At 69.6% G+C, this 14,970-nt stretch carries 15 protein-coding genes; 1 reads left to right on the forward strand and 14 read right to left on the reverse strand.

Translation table 11 applies throughout. The features are described from left to right. From B0I29_RS04345 to B0I29_RS04355, 3 genes are read right to left on the reverse strand one after another with little or no spacing between them, the layout of a single operon-like run. The gene (locus tag B0I29_RS04345) at positions 1-957 is read right to left on the reverse strand and encodes an alpha/beta hydrolase family protein (protein ID WP_111647530.1); all 957 of its coding nucleotides are present in this window, start codon (positions 955-957) and stop codon (positions 1-3) included. Then, positions 954-1,766, reverse strand: a complete 813-nt coding sequence (locus B0I29_RS04350; protein ID WP_111647531.1) for an oxidoreductase — start codon at positions 1,764-1,766, stop codon at positions 954-956. Before B0I29_RS04350 ends, B0I29_RS04345 begins: the two co-directional genes overlap by 4 nt. A 12-nt stretch (positions 1,767-1,778) precedes the next feature. Beyond that, the gene (locus B0I29_RS04355; protein WP_111647532.1) at positions 1,779-3,356 is read right to left on the reverse strand and encodes a nitrilase-related carbon-nitrogen hydrolase; all 1,578 of its coding nucleotides are present in this window, start codon (positions 3,354-3,356) and stop codon (positions 1,779-1,781) included. A 103-nt stretch (positions 3,357-3,459) separates the two neighbouring features. Between B0I29_RS04355 and B0I29_RS04360 the strand changes: the two genes are divergently transcribed. Further along, positions 3,460-3,738 carry a Dabb family protein gene (locus B0I29_RS04360; RefSeq protein WP_245972295.1) on the forward strand — a complete coding sequence of 93 codons (279 nt, stop codon included), beginning with the start codon at positions 3,460-3,462 and terminating at the stop codon, positions 3,736-3,738. A gap of 62 nt (positions 3,739-3,800) precedes the next feature. Here B0I29_RS04360 and B0I29_RS04365 read toward each other — a convergent pair whose 3' ends face one another. The 11 genes from B0I29_RS04365 to B0I29_RS04415 form a co-directional block, all read right to left on the reverse strand. Next, positions 3,801-4,217, reverse strand: coding sequence for a hypothetical protein (locus B0I29_RS04365; RefSeq protein WP_111647534.1), 417 nt, complete (start codon positions 4,215-4,217; stop codon positions 3,801-3,803). A 1-nt stretch (position 4,218) separates the two neighbouring features. Further along, positions 4,219-4,743: a hypothetical protein gene (locus tag B0I29_RS04370; RefSeq protein WP_146616717.1), complete on the reverse strand. Its 525-nt coding sequence runs from the start codon at positions 4,741-4,743 to the stop codon at positions 4,219-4,221. Between the two features lie 186 nt (positions 4,744-4,929). After that, the gene (locus B0I29_RS04375) at positions 4,930-5,808 is read right to left on the reverse strand and encodes an RNA polymerase sigma-70 factor (protein WP_111647995.1); all 879 of its coding nucleotides are present in this window, start codon (positions 5,806-5,808) and stop codon (positions 4,930-4,932) included. Next, positions 5,805-6,941: an NAD(P)/FAD-dependent oxidoreductase gene (locus tag B0I29_RS04380; protein WP_111647536.1), complete on the reverse strand. Its 1,137-nt coding sequence runs from the start codon at positions 6,939-6,941 to the stop codon at positions 5,805-5,807. Before B0I29_RS04380 ends, B0I29_RS04375 begins: the two co-directional genes overlap by 4 nt. A gap of 189 nt (positions 6,942-7,130) precedes the next feature. After that, positions 7,131-7,424: a hypothetical protein gene (locus tag B0I29_RS04385; protein ID WP_111647537.1), complete on the reverse strand. Its 294-nt coding sequence runs from the start codon at positions 7,422-7,424 to the stop codon at positions 7,131-7,133. A gap of 212 nt (positions 7,425-7,636) precedes the next feature. Then, on the reverse strand, positions 7,637-8,458 hold the full coding sequence (locus B0I29_RS04390; RefSeq protein WP_111647538.1) for a hypothetical protein: 822 nt from the start codon (positions 8,456-8,458) through the stop codon (positions 7,637-7,639). Between the two features lie 256 nt (positions 8,459-8,714). After that, positions 8,715-10,130: an aldehyde dehydrogenase family protein gene (locus B0I29_RS04395; RefSeq protein ID WP_111647996.1), complete on the reverse strand. Its 1,416-nt coding sequence runs from the start codon at positions 10,128-10,130 to the stop codon at positions 8,715-8,717. A gap of 20 nt (positions 10,131-10,150) precedes the next feature. After that, positions 10,151-11,305: an FAD-dependent oxidoreductase gene (locus tag B0I29_RS04400; protein WP_111647539.1), complete on the reverse strand. Its 1,155-nt coding sequence runs from the start codon at positions 11,303-11,305 to the stop codon at positions 10,151-10,153. A 3-nt stretch (positions 11,306-11,308) separates the two neighbouring features. Continuing rightward, positions 11,309-12,172 carry an isocitrate lyase/PEP mutase family protein gene (locus tag B0I29_RS04405; RefSeq protein ID WP_111647540.1) on the reverse strand — a complete coding sequence of 288 codons (864 nt, stop codon included), beginning with the start codon at positions 12,170-12,172 and terminating at the stop codon, positions 11,309-11,311. An 81-nt stretch (positions 12,173-12,253) separates the two neighbouring features. Further along, positions 12,254-13,687 (reverse strand): aldehyde dehydrogenase family protein, encoded by a 1,434-nt coding sequence (locus B0I29_RS04410; protein ID WP_111647541.1) that lies wholly within the window; start codon positions 13,685-13,687, stop codon positions 12,254-12,256. Beyond that, entirely contained in the window at positions 13,684-14,970 is a 1,287-nt protein-coding gene (locus B0I29_RS04415) for an acyl-CoA dehydrogenase family protein (protein ID WP_111647542.1), read from the reverse strand. The genes B0I29_RS04410 and B0I29_RS04415 overlap by 4 nt, the downstream gene beginning before the upstream one ends.

Here is a 14,970-nt window from a genome sequence, read left to right on the forward strand (position 1 = left end):
TTACCTCCGCCGGATCCCGGCGATGTCGGGGTTCTGAAGGGCCTTGTCGAGCACGTCGCCGGAGGCGCCGCGCAGGTGGACGTCGAGGAACGCCGTGGTCACGTCGGCCAGAGCGGCACGAGTGGCGGCCGGATCGGTCTCCGCGGGAAGGTCGAGGAACGCGCGGGCGGCGGTCTCGTCGACCGGGTGCACGATGCCGAAGTGGTTCGCGCCGGAGAACGTGACCTGCACGTTGTCGCCGCCGGCATCCGGCAGGGCCTCGTCGAAGGTCCGGCTGATCGGATCCCTCTTCTCGGGGGACGAGCCATAGCGGTCGGCCGACCCGTTGATCACGCCGTCGTTCTCGCCGTTCATCAGCAGGACCGGGCTGTCCACCTGGGCGGGGAGCACCGTGCCGGCCGGCCAGCCGAGCATCGTGGCGACCATGGTGTGTGTTCCGTACGCGGCGACCGCTTTCACCGTGGGGAAGAAGCGGGCGCTCTGCAGGATGACGGTGCCGCCGGCCGAGTGACCGATGAGCGCGACGTTGTCGAGATCCAGCAGGCCGGCGACCGGGCCGGTCATGGTCTTCAGCGCGTCGAGGATGACCGGCACCGACGGCGTCGTCGCCCGGGTGCCGTAGGCGTCCGGCTTCGCGGCCGCCAGCTCCACACCGGGAGTGATCCCCTTCAGACCGCCGAACAGCTCACCGACCCAGTCGTAGGTGACGGCGACGTAACCGCGTGAGGCGAGCTCGACGGCGAGCCACCGATAGGCCTCCTGGCCCACGTTGACCCCGGAGACGATCACCGCGACCGGATACGGAGCTCCGACCGGATCCGCCGGGAAAACACCGGAGAGCCGCTCGGCGTCCGACCCGGTCGGCTTCGCCGGATAGAAGACCCGCAGGTGAGCGGTGTCAAAGGGAGCCTCGGCCCCGGGAATCGCCGCGGCCCACCAGATCGAACGCACGCTCATGACGGGACCCCCGGCCGGGGAAGCTCACGGTCGCCGCCCCACAGCGCGCGGACCAGCTTGTTCGTGGTCTCCTCGCCGAAGAACCGGACACCCATGACGTTGGCCGGGTCCCGCTCGGCGATGTTGCGCCGGATCGTCTCGTCGGTCTCGGCCAGCGCGGCCTGCTCCTCGGCCGGCACCGCCTCGGCCTCGTCGACCCATCGCAGCCACCTGTCGACGTGCGCGTGTGCCCGCTGCGACACGATCTCCAGGTTGCGCTGGGACCGTTCGAACGAGTAGCAGTACGCCGTCGGCGACAGGCTGGCCCGGATGAAACCGGCCCGGCTCACGAAGTACTCGAACTCCGGGTCGCTGCGCAGCTCCAGCCACTCCGGGTCCAGCTCCGCGTAGTACTTGTCGAAGTACTCGGCGTCCTCGACCATGTTCGTCCGCGGCACCGAGTCGAGGTAGAACCAGCCACCCGGCCAGACCAGCAGCGCGATGCCCAGGTGCGGCACCTTCACCTGCGGGCCGAGCCAGCAGGTCAGGTGCAGGTTCGCGAAGCTGGCGCCCGGATTGCCGATCCAGGAGTGGACCATCCAGTCGACCTCGGGTCCGGCGTACGCCTCAAGGGAACCGCCCGGTCCCTCGGGATAGGTTCCGTACGTCTGGAGATCCACCGTGGAAGGGTCGCGCTTGAGCTCGAACCGGGCGTCGATCTTCGCCTTCAGGTCGGCGAGGAGCTGACGGTAATAGTTGAACGTGTCGTGCACGTCGACGACCGGCGAGCCGTCGACCATGTCCTCCACGTGCTGAATGGTCTCCGCCACTGTGAAACTCCTTTATAAAAGAGCGCTGACAAGCCGCCACGGGCGACCGTCGACAAGATCGGTATTCCGCGAGACCTGCCGGTTCGCTGCCTGCGCGGGATTGACAGTGCCGACAGCAACGGCCTCACCAGCGGCGATGTCGGTGCGGATCGGCGTGGAGATCCGGCCGGTGAACGGCCCTTCCCACTTGGTCCAGAGGGTGAAGTCGGGCGTCATCGCGAAGATCGCGGCCGGCTGATCCAGCGGCGTCGCGACCACGACGTTCAGCCGGTTCTCGGCGGCGCGCTCCGGCAGCCCGAGCTCCAGCTCCCACGGTTCCTGCACGGAGAGCGGCACGGCGACCACGTCGGTGTCGAGCAGCGCGGCCAGCCGGAACGTCTCCGGGTACAGCGCGTCGTCACCGACGACGATCGCGAGCCGGCCCCACTCCAGGTCGATCGGGACGATCTCCTTGCCCGCCGCCTTCGCCGTGTGGAGCTGCGGCTGCCGCGCCACCAGGCCGTTTTCCGAGATCAACACCCCAGTGGGTACGCCTTCGTCAAGCACCGTGGTGACGGCATGCGCCGTGGTGCCCTTGAGGCTTTCGGCGATCTCGTCCGGTGTCCCGGCGAGTTCGGGGAGCACGACGAGCCGGGCCCCGGCATCCACGGCATCCCGGATCTTCCCGATATCCCGCACCACCGCCACCGGCAGGGTCGGCGCGCCGGCCGGGCGCTGACGGCCCACCGGCTCCGCGGCGATCGCACCGTACAGACTCGGGCGCCGGCTGGCCAGGATGTCCGTCCCGTCGGGCCGTGACTTGTCGTCGGCCAGTGACACGTCGATGTCGGCGACCACGACGGCCTCGCCGGTGCGCGGCGCTTTCGCCACCACGGTCCCGTCCGGTGCCACGATCTGACTCTCGCCGGCGCCGTGCAGCCACTCCGGCGGCACACCGAGTCGTTCGGCGATGGCCGGCAGGTCCTCACGCGGCAGCAGCGGGCCGACCTTGTTGGCGGCGACCACCCACACCTTGTTCTCCGCCGCGCGTACCGGAATGTGCAGGTCGGCCTCGTCCAGCGCGAAGCTGTTCAGGCTGTTCAGCAGCACCTGCGCGCCGCGCAGCGCGAGGCCGCGGGCGACCTCGTTGATGACGCCTTCCATGCAGGCGTACATCCCGAGGCGGCCGAGCGGCGTGTCGAGCACCGGGCCGACGGCGGGCGCCGGCTCCAGGAAGTCGTTCTCGGCGCCCATCAGGGTCTGCTTGTCGCAGGACCCGACGATCTCACCGGCGGCGTCGAACAGGAAGTTCGTCCCTCCGGTCCGTCCGTCCGGGTACGCGTGAGTGACGTTGACCTTCACCCACATCCCGTGCCGGCGGGCCCGCTCGGCGATCGCGGTGAGGAATTCGTCCTCCAGCCGGGTCGCGAGTTCGTGGGCCTGCGCGCGTGATGCGTACCAGGACAGGTGATTGCAGAACTCGGGCAGGACCACGAGCTGGGCTTTCTGCTCCGCAGCGGCGTCGATGACGCGCAGGCAGGCGGCCAGGTTGGCAGCGATGTCCTGACCGGCTTCGATCTGGGCTGCGGCAACACGAACAACACCGGGCATCCGGTTCCCCCTAGCGAAACGGCGTTTCCCAAAACTACACTCGGGTTCACGTTTGCAACAGGGGTTTCTTGATGATCGAGAGATTTGGAGTGTCGACTTGTTGGTGCACATCGTGCTGATGAAGTTTGCTGACGCTGGCGATGCTGCCAAGGCCACGTTGCGTTTGGAAGAACTTGCCGGTGTCGTTCCTGAGATTCGAGCCGTTGAGGTGCACTTGGACGAGCTGAACACCGGCGTCTCCTGGGACCTCTACCTGAAGACAACTCACCTCGATGCCGACGATCTGCGGGCATACCAGGCGCATCCGGCGCACCTGGAGCTGGGCGCCTGGCTGCGCCCCCTGCTCACCTCCCGCGCGGTCGTGGATTACACCGAGGCCTGATACGACGAAGCTCGTTGCCGCAGGAGTGCGCGGCAACGAGCTTCCGTGGTGCTTCGACTGCTTCAGACGCAGGGACTCTTGAAAACGATGTCGCAGAACCAGTTGGTCCCGCTCGCGATCGCCGGCTTGACCTTCTCGGTGAGGATGTCGCTGACAGCATCCGTACCGGGGAGCTTAGGCGGAGCGGCCGGCTCGGGCGTCGGTTCGGCCCCGTGCAGCCGGACCAGGAACCAGGCAGTACGCGGCGACCTCGCCGGCGCCGTCGGATCCTGACCTTTTTGGCAGCGGAAGTTCAGCCACTGCTGGTACTGCCTCCGCAGCACTCCGGCGTCCTCACACGCCGTCTCGCTGGCGAAGTACTCCACGAGATCCGCAGTTGCCCGGTCGTCGGTGGGCGCGGCTCGGGCAGGGCTCACGGCGACCGCGCCGCCCACGAGGAGCCCGGCGCCAGCGGCCAGGAGGGCAGCCTTCTGGAGCACGTTATTGCCTGTCGAAGAGGCCGCCGCCGCCGCCGAGGAAGGGGGTCAGGAGGTCACCGAGACCGCCGCCCTTCTTGTTACCGCCCCCGATGAGCTTGCCGGCCTGGTCGAGACCGTTGCCGAACGAGCCCATCATGCCGGTCTCCGGCACGTACATGTTCTGGGTGACGTCGCCGGTCTTGACGTTGACGTCACCGGTCTCGGCTTTGCTCATGTTGTTGGTGTTTTCGCTCTCGTCGTAGTACTCGTTATTGCTTGCGTCGACGTCGTAGGTGGTATTGAACTCGTTGTCGCTACCGATCTTGTTGCCGCTGACGGACTTCCTGACCGGCTGCCATGCACCGTTGCGAAGCCGCTGACAGGTGTGCGTGCTCTGCGCGTCGTTTCGTGCCACATCCTGCAGGCAGGCCTGCTGTGTGTGGAAGTTCGGGAGGTCCGCCGGGGCGGCCTGCGCCGTTCCTGCCGCGAGCACGCCACCCGCGAACAGACCGATACCGGCGGCGAGCATAGTGGCCTTTGTGAACATGGTCTGACCTTTCGTCCGGTTTTGTAATGCCGGAGAAAGCTGACCACCAGGACGACCCGGGGGGAGCCTAAACGTCTGCCGCCTGGATCTTCGGCGGATTACGCGCACCAAATGGCCAGTTTTGCCCGTCATGCGGCCATCCGCGAGGGGTTCGCCTGCGAAACTCGTGAATTTGTGCTGTAGCAACTATCCGCTCAGCTGGTGCACGTTTCCGCTGGTCACTGCCTGCAGCTTCGCCGGGTTGGCCACGTTGTGGATCGCCGCGATCAGCCCGTCCGCGTCGAGATCGAGCGTGAGTGTGGCCAGTACCCGTCCAGCCCCGTGGAAAACCACTCCGGGCAAACCGTTCAGCTCCACAATCTCCACCGTCATGTCCGCTGGCGACACCCCCTCATACGGTCGGGAGCCGACCCCGGCGAACCACGTCGCCACGCGCTCGGCGCCGACGACCGGGCGGTGCGCCTGCCTGACCCGGCCTCCGCCGTCCGTCCACAGCGTGACGTCCGGCGCCAGCAACTCCATCAGGGAGTTGATGTCGCCGCCGGATGCCGCGGCCAGGAACAGCGAGGTCACCTCCTGATGCCGCGCCCGCGACGCCGGGAACCGGGGCCGTCCGGTGTGCACATGCTCCCGGGCCCTGGACCCCGCCTGCCGGACCGTCTCCGTCGACCGGCCCACAAACGACCCGATCTCGCCGTAGCTGAAGCCGAACGCCTCGCGCAGCACGAACACCGCCCGTTCGAGCGGGCTGAGACTCTCCATCACCAGCAGCAGAGCGGTCGACACCTCATCAAAAGAGCCGGACGACGACGTCAGGATCGGCTCCGGCAACCATGGACCGACGTACGTCTCACGTCGCGCAACTGCCGACCGGAGCCGGTCCATCGCCAGGTTCGTCACGATCCGCACGAGATAGGCGCGGGGGTCGGCGACCTGCGAACGGTCCGCTGACGACCACCGCAGCCAGGTGTCCTGCACCGCGTCCTCCGCGTCGGCGGCGCTGCCGAGAATCCGGTACGCCACCGAGAAGAGAAGCCCACGATGATCAGCGAAAGCAGCGCTCATCGGCGCCACGCCAGCCGGCCCGCCCACGGCATGCGGACCATCCGGGCGGCCGACGGCCACGGTGACGCGCTCACCGTCTCCTTGTACCAGACCGCCGCCCGCCCGGTCAGGTGCCAGCGGTGCGGGCTGCCGTCGCCCCGGGTGAACTGAACGACCGCGTCGCCACGGCCCAGGCTGACCGGTAGGTGCAGATAACCGAACCGGAATCGGGCCGGCGCGCGCCCGTCCAGCTCCCGCACGATGTTCCAGGCCGCGTGCACGCCGGTCGGCATGCCGCTCTGGCAGGTGCCGTGCAGAACCCCGAAACTCACCGGGACGGCGGCGGCGTCACCCACCGCGTACACATCGGGGTGCGAGGTCGAGCGCAGCGTGCCGTCGGTGCGGATCCGGCCACGCTCGTCGGTGCTGATCCCGGCGGCGGCGGGCAGCGGGCTCACGCGTACCCCCGCTGTCCAAACCGCGACGTCAGTCGCGATGCGCAACCCATCGATGGTTTCCACCGCGTCCGGGAGCACCTCGCCGATCTCCGCGGTGATCACCCGCACGCCCAGCCGGTCCAGGGCGGCGGTGAGGTGGCGGGCGGCGCGCGGCGTCATGTCCGAGCCCGGCCTGGTCCGGCCGATCAGGGTGACGTCCAGGTCCGGGTGCTGTTCGGCGATCTCCGCGGCGGTCTCGATGCCGGTCAGGCCACTGCCGCAGATCGCGACGGCCTTGGTGCCCGCTTGCGCCAGGCGCCGCGCGAGCGCTTGCGCGTCGGTCCAGCCGTCCATGGTGTACGCGTGAAGCTCAGCCCCCGGAACCCCCGCCGTGTCGGCCGCACCGCCCAGCGCATAGACCAGGGTGTCGTAGCCCAACTCGGTGCTGTCGTCGATGCGTACCGTCTTGGCCGTGGGGTTGATCGCCGTGACCCAGCCGGTGGTCAGGGTGGCGTTGGTGTTCGCCAGCGCGTCCGGGATCCGCAGGTCGGACAGCTGCTGGCCGGTCGCCGTCTGGTGCAGCCGGAGACGCTCGGTGAAGCGGTCGCCGGCGTTGACCACGGTGATGTGTACGTCGCGCCGCCTGGTCCACCCGGCCAGGCTCGCGGCGGTGATGAGTCCGGTGTAGCCCCCGCCGAGTACCACGATCTCGTGCATCGTCCTGTCCCTTCTCGCGAGTGTCATTCACGAGACGGAACCGGTCACCCGGGCGTGAAGCCGGGTGACCCAGGTCACAAATCGGCGGTCAGTGGACTGCGCGGAGGATGGGCCGGATGGAACCGGCCACCCGGCGGGAAGCCGGGTGGCTCGGGTCGCATGTGAGCGGTCAGAGGGTGCCGGCTCGGTTCACGTGTTGCCGTCGATGACGCCGCCGGCCAGGAATGACGCTGATCGGGCCCTCGTGTTGCCGTCGTTGACGCCGCCCCGCAGGCCGGCGCCCGCGCCGAAACCGCACCAGCCGGCGGCGGCTGAGGCGAGGAAGCCGGCGCTGATGCCGCTCCCGGTGCCGGCGACGGTGAGGTTCGCGTCGAACCCGCACCGGGTGCGTTCCGCGGCCTGGGCCGGGCCGGCGAGGGCGATGCTTCCCGCTACCAGCCCGAGGCCGGCGGCGAACAGGGCGAATGTTCGATTCTGGATCATCGGACCAGGGGATCACCGCTGTGATCGCAGCGATGGCCAAATACGATATTTAGGCATAAAGGGGACTTGGAGTACGTAAATCTGGGCAGTCCAGGTCGCACCCGTGACTGTCTTCGCGCCAGCTGGTCCGGCTGGCTCTCAGTGCTGTCTCGCGACCGTTTCCGCAGCCCTGAGCGCCAGCCAGACCGGCGTTGGCGAAAGCCGAGCGATAATCAGCCGTTCAGCATCTCGTACGCGACAGCGGGCGCCTTGGTGGCGTCGGCCGGGGCGGTGAGCTCCTTCGTGGTGCCGTACCCGGAGTATTTGATCGTGCAGTTGCCGGCCTTGACCTTGCCGGCGGCCGGGACCTTGACCACGAACGTCGAGAGGTTGCCGGTCTTCGCGTCGACGGTCGCGTCGAACGGGACGGCCTTGGCCTTGTCGCCGAGGGCGGTGACCTCGGCGGCCTCCAGGACCGGGTTCGCGTCAGCGATCTTGGTGAGGTCGAGTGTGCCGGTGAACTTCTGGCCGCTGGGGGAGGTCACGTCGGCGGCCACGCCGATCAGGTCGGAGGCGCCGAGCGGGTCGGTCTCGCCGCCGTACGCGAACGGGCTCTCGTCGTAGTTGGTGATCTTCGCCGGGTCGATGGCGAGCCACTTCTTCGAGGTCAGGCCCATCTGCTTGGCGAGCGAGGCCGGCTTGATCGTGAACCGGACGAAGGGCTTGTCCGCGCCGAGAGCGAGGAACGTGAGGGTCAGCTTCCCGCCGTCGACCTCGGGGATCTCCTGGGAGGTGGTGAACGAGGCGGACTTGTTCGGGGCATCCACCACGCCGGACAGCGGGGTGCAGGCGCCGGTGGCCGCGTACGCGTAGGCGGCCACCGTGTCGTCCGGCACCGAGGTGCGGAGCGCGTCGGCCGGCGAGACGGCGGCAGAGGAAGCAGCAGAAGGAGTGGAAGCCGAGGACTCGGCGACATCAGCGTCCTCCCCACCGCAACCGGCGAGGGCGAGCGCGGACAGGACGGTGAGGCCGGCAAGGCCCCGGGTGATCATCATTAAGGGGTGACTCCGCGTAGCTGAGTAAAACCTGAAAGAGCGTGGATCATAAACACACACTGTTGCGAGCAGGGAAAACGGCCCGGCAGGTTGGGACCTCCGTTACCCGCCGGGCCGTTGACAGGACCGCGAACCGTGACCGGCACCGGCGACCGCCCTCTCTTCGGCGCCGGCACGCGATCACGGTTCGCGGCGTTCATGAGGTGGCGAGCCCCCATCCATGAGGGGGGAAAGCCCCCAGAAAACCGGGGAGAACTCACCCCGGTGGATAGGCCGACGGCCCGCCGCTCGGTGCCACCGCGCCCGGCCGGAACGCGGCGGGTGCGTGGATCACACAGGTCTGGACATATTCGGCGAGGCCCTCGCCGGCGTACTCCCGGCCCCAGCCGGATCGCTTCACGCCGCCGAACGGTGCGCGCAGGCTCATGCCGGTCCGGTTATGCGTGTTGACGAACGTGAAACCGGCCTCGAACCGCCGGGCGAACGCGAACGCCCGCTCCTCGTCGGCGCTCCACACCGAGGCGCCGAGACCGAGATCGCCGGCGTTCGCCCAGGTCAGCACCTGCTCCTCGGACTCGTAGCCGAGCACCGGCACGACCGGCGCGAACTGCTCCTCCACGACGACGGGTGAGGACGGATCCGGCGCGACGACCAGGGCCGGATGGACGAAGTAGCCGGTCGACGGGTCGGCGTCGAACGCGCCGAGCAACACCGCGTCCGGCGGGATCAGCGCCCGGGCGGCACGCTGTGCGGCCGCCGAGATCACCGGGCCCATCGTGACGCCCGCGCTGAGTGGGTGGCCGGTCTTCAAGACCCGGCCTGCGGCGCTTCGGTACGCCGAAACGAACTCATCAAGACGAGCCAGCGGCACATAGAGCCGTTTGGCGGCCATGCACACCTGACCGCTGGTGGCGAAGCTGGCCATCACGAGCCGGTCCATGGCGTCGCCTGCGAACGGGGCGTCGTCGAGGAAGACGGCCGGGTCGTTGCCGCCCAGCTCCATGACGGTCGGCGTGAGCCGGTCACCGGCGAGAGCCGCGACCGCTCGTCCGCCGGCCGCGCCGCCGGTGAACGCCACCTTGCGGACGAGTTCGTGCCCGACCAGGGCGGCGCCGGTCTCGGTGCCGCCGTGCACGACCCGGATCGGGGCGTCGAAGAGCCCGGCGATCCGGTCGATGGTCAGCGGTGCGAGCGGCGACGGCTTCACCACGATCGCGTTGCCCGCCGCGAGGGCCGGTGCGATCTTCAGCATGGACAGGATGATCGGCGCGTTCCACGGGGTGATGGCGGCGACGACACCGAACGGGCGGCGCTGCTCGACGATCCTGCCGAGCTCGTCGTCGACCTCGCGGTCCGCGTACGCCATGGTCGCGTGCTCGACCACCCACCGCAGATAGCGAACCGCGAAGCCGATCTCGCCGCGGCAGTCACCCAGCACCTTGCCGGACTCGCGTGCCAGAAGCTCGGCCAGGTCCTCGATCGCGTTCTCGATCGCGGCCGAGGCGCGCGTCAGCGCGACGAGCCGATCCGGCAGCGGCCGGGTCGCCCAGATCCGCTGCTCGGCGTCCGCCCAGCGCACGACCTTGTCGACCGCCTCCGGCGAGGCCGCGGCGACCGACCCGACGATCTCCGAGAAGAGCGCCGGATTCTCCCGCTCGATGAAACCGCTCATGACGCTGCTCATGCCGCCGCTCACGCCGCTATCGGGCGGAGCGAGGCGATCATGGAGCTGCGCAGCATGGCGGCGCGGGCCTTGGCCGGGTCGGCCGCGGTGGCCCGCAGGCCGTCCAGGTGGGCGGCGCGGGCGTCCGGGTCGGTGGCGCGCAGGCGTTCGTAGTTCTGGTGCGAGACGCTCTGCACGTATTCCAGGGCGATCCGGCGGCGATCGGTGGCCGCGTCCCAGACCGCGGTGTCGTCGCCGGTGGCGATCGCGGTCGCGTACGCCATCGCGTCGTGGATGCCGGAGTTCATGCCGAGGCCGCCGAGCGGGTTGTTCACGTGCGCGGCGTCGCCGGCGAGCAGCACCCGGCCGGTCCGGAACGACGTGGCGACCCGCTGGTGGACGCGGTACATGCTGGCGTGCGCGATCCGCCACGGACGGCCCGGGTCGTAGACGCCGCGCAGCCGTTCGTCGAGGCGGGCATACTCCTGCTCGTCCGGGGTGTCGACGGGCGTCGGCAGCAGCACCCGCCAGTGGTCCGGGGTGCGCAGCAGCACACACCACTCGACCGGGTCGAAGACGTAGTTGACCGCGGCCAGGTCGTCGAGCCACTCGGTCAGCTCCTCGTCGACCGAGGCGACCAGGAAACGTTCCGGGTAGGTGATGCCGTCGAACGTCACGCCGGTGGCCTTACGGACCGCCGAGTGCGCGCCGTCCGCGCCGATCAGCCAGTCACCCTCGACCGTGCGGCCGTCCGCGCTGACCGCGACGACGCCGTCCAGGTTCAGGATCAGCTCGGCGACCGGCCAGCCGTACCGGATCTCGGTGTGCGGAAGGCGCAGCAGGTGCTCGGCCAGAATGGGCGTGAGTTTGGACTGCTCGCACTGCACCCGGTAGGGATATGTGGTGTCCTCGGCGAGCACCGCGAGGTCGAGCATCGCGACCAGCCCTTCTCGCCGGTCGCGATAGGCGAAGGTCGGCGAGATGAGACCGCGCGCCTGCAGCTCCGCACCGACGCCGAGGTCGTCGAGCATCTCCAGGGTCGGCGGGTGGAAGGTGGAGGCGCGGGACTCGGCGGCGAGCTCGTCGCCGGCTTCCAGGACGGTCACCGCGAAGCCCCGCCGGGCGAGGGCCAGGGCCGCGGTGAGTCCGACCGGTCCGGCGCCGGCGACCAGGATGCGATTCACGTTCTATCTCCCCGGGATGTAACGGGCGTCGAGGTCGAGGGCTTCGTCCTGACCGACCAACGCGGTGAAATCGGGCCACGCCATCCGGTCGACCGGCGCCGCACTGCCGTCCTCGGCGATCGACCGATAGACGAGCGATGCGGCCCGCATGGCCGCCAGCAGCGCGGCGACGGGATGCAGGACAAGACGAACACCGACCTCTGCGAGGTCAGCGTCGCTCAGGACAGGCCGGTCGCCGCCGGCTTCCGATCGATTGACAACCATGGGTACGCCCGGAAGCGCCCGGTGCAGCTCGACGAGGTCGTCGAGGGTGTCGACACCTTCGGGGAAGACGGCGTCCGCCCCGGCCTCGACGTACAACTGGCAGCGTTTGATGGTCTCGGCCAGGCCGTGTCCCGCGTACGCGTCGGTGCGGGCGATGAGCGCGAGGTGAGGCACATGGTCGGCCAGGGCGGAGATCTTGGCGGCCGCGAGGCCGGCGTCGACGACCTCCTTGCCGGCCAGGTGCCCGCAGCGTTTCGGGTTGACCTGATCTTCCAGGTGCAGGCCGGAGATGCCGGCGCGGGCGTACGCCAGACCGGTCCAGACCGCGTGCAGCGGGTTGCCGTAACCGGTGTCCGCGTCGGCGAGCAACGGCACGCCGTCCAGGGCCGGGATCAGGATGGTGGCCCGTTCGGCGATCTGGGTGCCGTGCACATAACCGAGGTCGGGCCGGCCCAGCGCGATCGCCGAGACTGCCGCCCCGGACAGGTGCACACCCCGGTGCCCGGCCCGGACCGCGAGAGCCGCGGTCACCGGGTCGTAGACACCGGGCATGTGCGTGACCGTTTTCGCGGCGAGCAGCGCCCGCAGGGCCGTAGCTGTCATGACTGAGCCCTCTTTGTCATGCCTTCCTGGCCCTCGCCTGCGAGGCCGTTGCCCGGTGCGGCCGGCTGCCGCTCGGTGCAGTCACTCATGACGACTGTGGAGGGCGAAGCCGCCCTCGACGCCGACGACCCGAGGGTTGGTGAAGAAGAGCAGCGTTTCAGCGGTGCCCTCTTCGGAATAGCCGGAGATGCCCCAGGCCGGCCGCGGGGTGAACAGGTGCAGGCTCATGATCGAGGAGCCGTTGACCTTGACCTCGCCGGCCCGGACGCGTCTCGCGGTCTCGAAGGCCGCTGTCTCGTCGGTGCCGATGACATAGCCCTCAAGGCCGTAACGCGTGCCGTTGGCGAGCGTGATGGCCTCGTCGAGATCGTGGTACCCGTGCACTGCGGCGACCGGCCCGAAGATCTCGTCGGTGGTCTTCGCCGGGTCCGCGCCGGTCACCAGCGACGGTGCCAGGGTGTTGCCCGGCCCGGTGATGGCGGCCTCGTGGATGGTGCCGCCGAGGTCCTCACGGGCCTTGACGACCGTCGCCCGGTGACCGGAATGGATCAGCGGACCGTAGTCGGTCGCCTCGTCGCTGGGGTCGCCGGTCTTCAGGGTGCCGACTCTCGCCAGGACCTTCTCGGCGATCGCCTCCTCGCGACCGGCCGGGACGATCAGGCGGCCCAGCGCCCGGCACCACTGACCGTTCAGCGTGGTCAGCAGGTCCGCGGCGGCGCGGGCGGCCACGTCCTCGTCGGCGTCCGGCATCACGATCAGCGCGTTGTTGCCGCCGAGCTCCAGCTGGACCGGCTTGATGTCATAGGCGCAGGCCGCCGCGACCGCCCGTCCGCCGCCGAGCCCGCCGGTGAACGACACGGCCCGGATCCGCGGGTCGGCGACGATCGGGGCGCCGACCGCCGCGCCGCCGTGCAGCAGCTGGAACAGCGCCGCCGGGGCACCGGCCGCCTTGAGCGCCTCGTCGATGGCAAGGGCGAGGCGTTCGGTGCCGAACGGCGCGTACTCACTGGGCTTGAGGATGGTCGGGCAGCCGGCCGCCAGAGCGTTGGCGACCTTGTGTGCGGCCATCGGCGCCGGTGCGTTCCACGGCACCAGGCAGGCGACCGGGCCCCAGGGCAGGCGCTCCACCAGGACCTCACGGCCGTCCTCGCGGGTGGTCGTGCTGGTCAGCAGCCCGGAGCGCAGCTGACCGGCGGCCAGGGCGAACGCCCCGGCCAGGATCATGCCGAGCGGGGTGGTCTGCCGGATCGGCACGCCGGTGGCCTTCGCCTCCAGAGCGACGATCTCGGCGGCCGCCGCCCCGACGGCCGCGGCGATGGTGTCCAGAATGTCAGCTCTGGTGTCGGCCGGGACGTCCCAGGAGCCCAGCTCGTCGGCAGCGGCGAGGGCGGCTTCCACCCTTTCCGGCGACGAACCCAGGGCCGGGCCTTTTTCGAGGCCGGTCGCCGGATCCTCCAGAGTGATGCCTACTTCGGTGGTGCAGTCCGCCCACACCCCGTCGACCAGGTCTCTCATGAGGCCACGTTCGCGAAGAGCTCGTTCGCCTTGTTGCTGGTGATCACCGAGGCGGCTTCGAGGCGGCCGCGCTCCGGCGGGAACGTCATGACCAGGCCCATCGACAGGTCCCGCAGCGCCCGGCCGACCACGCCGTTCATCGTGGCGCTGGACGTGCCTGAGGCCTTGAGGGCCCCGATCGCCACGTCGAACGCGGCCTGGCAGATCGAGCCCTTGGCGATGCGCCACTGGGCGTACACCTCGGACTTGGTGGCGATGGGCGGCTCGACCGTTTCCAGGAGCAACTGGCGGCGCAGCCAGAGGTACGCGCGTTCCAGAGATTCCGTCATGTCCCCGATGATCACCTGGTGCATCGGCGACTCGGCGATCGAGCGTCCGGTGTCGGCGAACTTCTTCGTGGTGAGCCGCTGCAGGGTGTCGTCGTAGACGCCCTGTGCCGCGCCCACGTAGACCGCGGTGATCGCGAGCTGGTTGCCGACGAAGCTGCCCCGGCTGCACTGCAGCATCTTCACGAACGCGCCGGGGACGGTCAGCGAGTCGTCCTGCGGGATGAACACGGAGTTGAGCTTGATGCCGTGGTTGGCCGAGCCGCGCATGCCGAGCCCGTCCCAGAACGGCCGCTCGGTGACACCCTCGGCGTCGCGCGGCACCAGGAACATGACCAGGCCGTCGGCCGTCTCGTGACCGTCCAGGCGTGCGGTGACCAAGTAGTAGTCGGCGATCCCGGTGGCGCAGCCGAACGACTTCTCGCCGGTGAGCTCCCAGCCGGCGACGCCGTCCCGGGTGGCCGGCACCGCGGTGGTGGCGATCGCGATGTTCGCGCCGCTGCTCTTCACCGACTCGCTGGCGAAGTTCGCCAGCCAGGTGCCGCCGGACATCAGGCGCAGAACCTTTTCGGCGAACGCCTTGACGACCGGGGTCTCCTCGTCGGAGAACAGCCCGGCCTCGATCGCCTCCAGGGGCAGCAGCCCGCGGGAGGCGGAGGTGTTGTGGAAGAAGAAGGCGAGCGCCGTCGAGGGGCAGGCGCTGCCCATCGCGTACGTGGCGGCGGCCAGGTCGCGCAGCGTGCCGCCGAGGCCTCCGTACTCCTCGGGGACGATGAGCCCGAGCAGACCGGCCTCGCGGAGCACGTCGATGTGCTCGCGGGGGAAGGCGCCGTCCCGGTCCGCCTGTTCGGCCTTGGCGCGCAGCGCCGGGAGGACCTGCTCGACGAGTTTCGCGCGGGACTTCTCGTCGGCGGTCATGTCGTCGACGAGCTTCTCGCCGATGAGTCGGTCGGCCAT

Origin of the sequence: Actinoplanes lutulentus (genome assembly GCF_003259845.1) — a bacterium.
Lineage (GTDB): Bacteria > Actinomycetota > Actinomycetes > Mycobacteriales > Micromonosporaceae > Actinoplanes > Actinoplanes lutulentus.

Excerpts from the sequence above, each read along its gene's own strand:
- B0I29_RS04385 (WP_111647537.1), bottom strand. The coding sequence starts at position 7,424 with ATGATCCAGAATCGAACATTCGCCCTGTTCGCCGCCGGCCTCGGGCTG.
- B0I29_RS04355 (WP_111647532.1), bottom strand. The coding sequence starts at position 3,356 with ATGCCCGGTGTTGTTCGTGTTGCCGCAGCCCAGATCGAAGCCGGTCAG.
- B0I29_RS04370 (WP_146616717.1), bottom strand. The coding sequence starts at position 4,743 with ATGTTCACAAAGGCCACTATGCTCGCCGCCGGTATCGGTCTGTTCGCG.
- B0I29_RS04380 (WP_111647536.1), bottom strand. The coding sequence starts at position 6,941 with ATGCACGAGATCGTGGTACTCGGCGGGGGCTACACCGGACTCATCACC.
- B0I29_RS04415 (WP_111647542.1), bottom strand. The coding sequence starts at position 14,970 with ATGGCCGACCGACTCATCGGCGAGAAGCTCGTCGACGACATGACCGCC.
- B0I29_RS04375 (WP_111647995.1), bottom strand. The coding sequence starts at position 5,808 with ATGAGCGCTGCTTTCGCTGATCATCGTGGGCTTCTCTTCTCGGTGGCG.
- B0I29_RS04390 (WP_111647538.1), bottom strand. The coding sequence starts at position 8,458 with ATGATGATCACCCGGGGCCTTGCCGGCCTCACCGTCCTGTCCGCGCTC.
- B0I29_RS04395 (WP_111647996.1), bottom strand. The coding sequence starts at position 10,130 with ATGAGCGGTTTCATCGAGCGGGAGAATCCGGCGCTCTTCTCGGAGATC.
- B0I29_RS04405 (WP_111647540.1), bottom strand. The coding sequence starts at position 12,172 with ATGACAGCTACGGCCCTGCGGGCGCTGCTCGCCGCGAAAACGGTCACG.
- B0I29_RS04410 (WP_111647541.1), bottom strand. The coding sequence starts at position 13,687 with ATGAGAGACCTGGTCGACGGGGTGTGGGCGGACTGCACCACCGAAGTA.
- B0I29_RS04345 (WP_111647530.1), bottom strand. The coding sequence starts at position 957 with ATGAGCGTGCGTTCGATCTGGTGGGCCGCGGCGATTCCCGGGGCCGAG.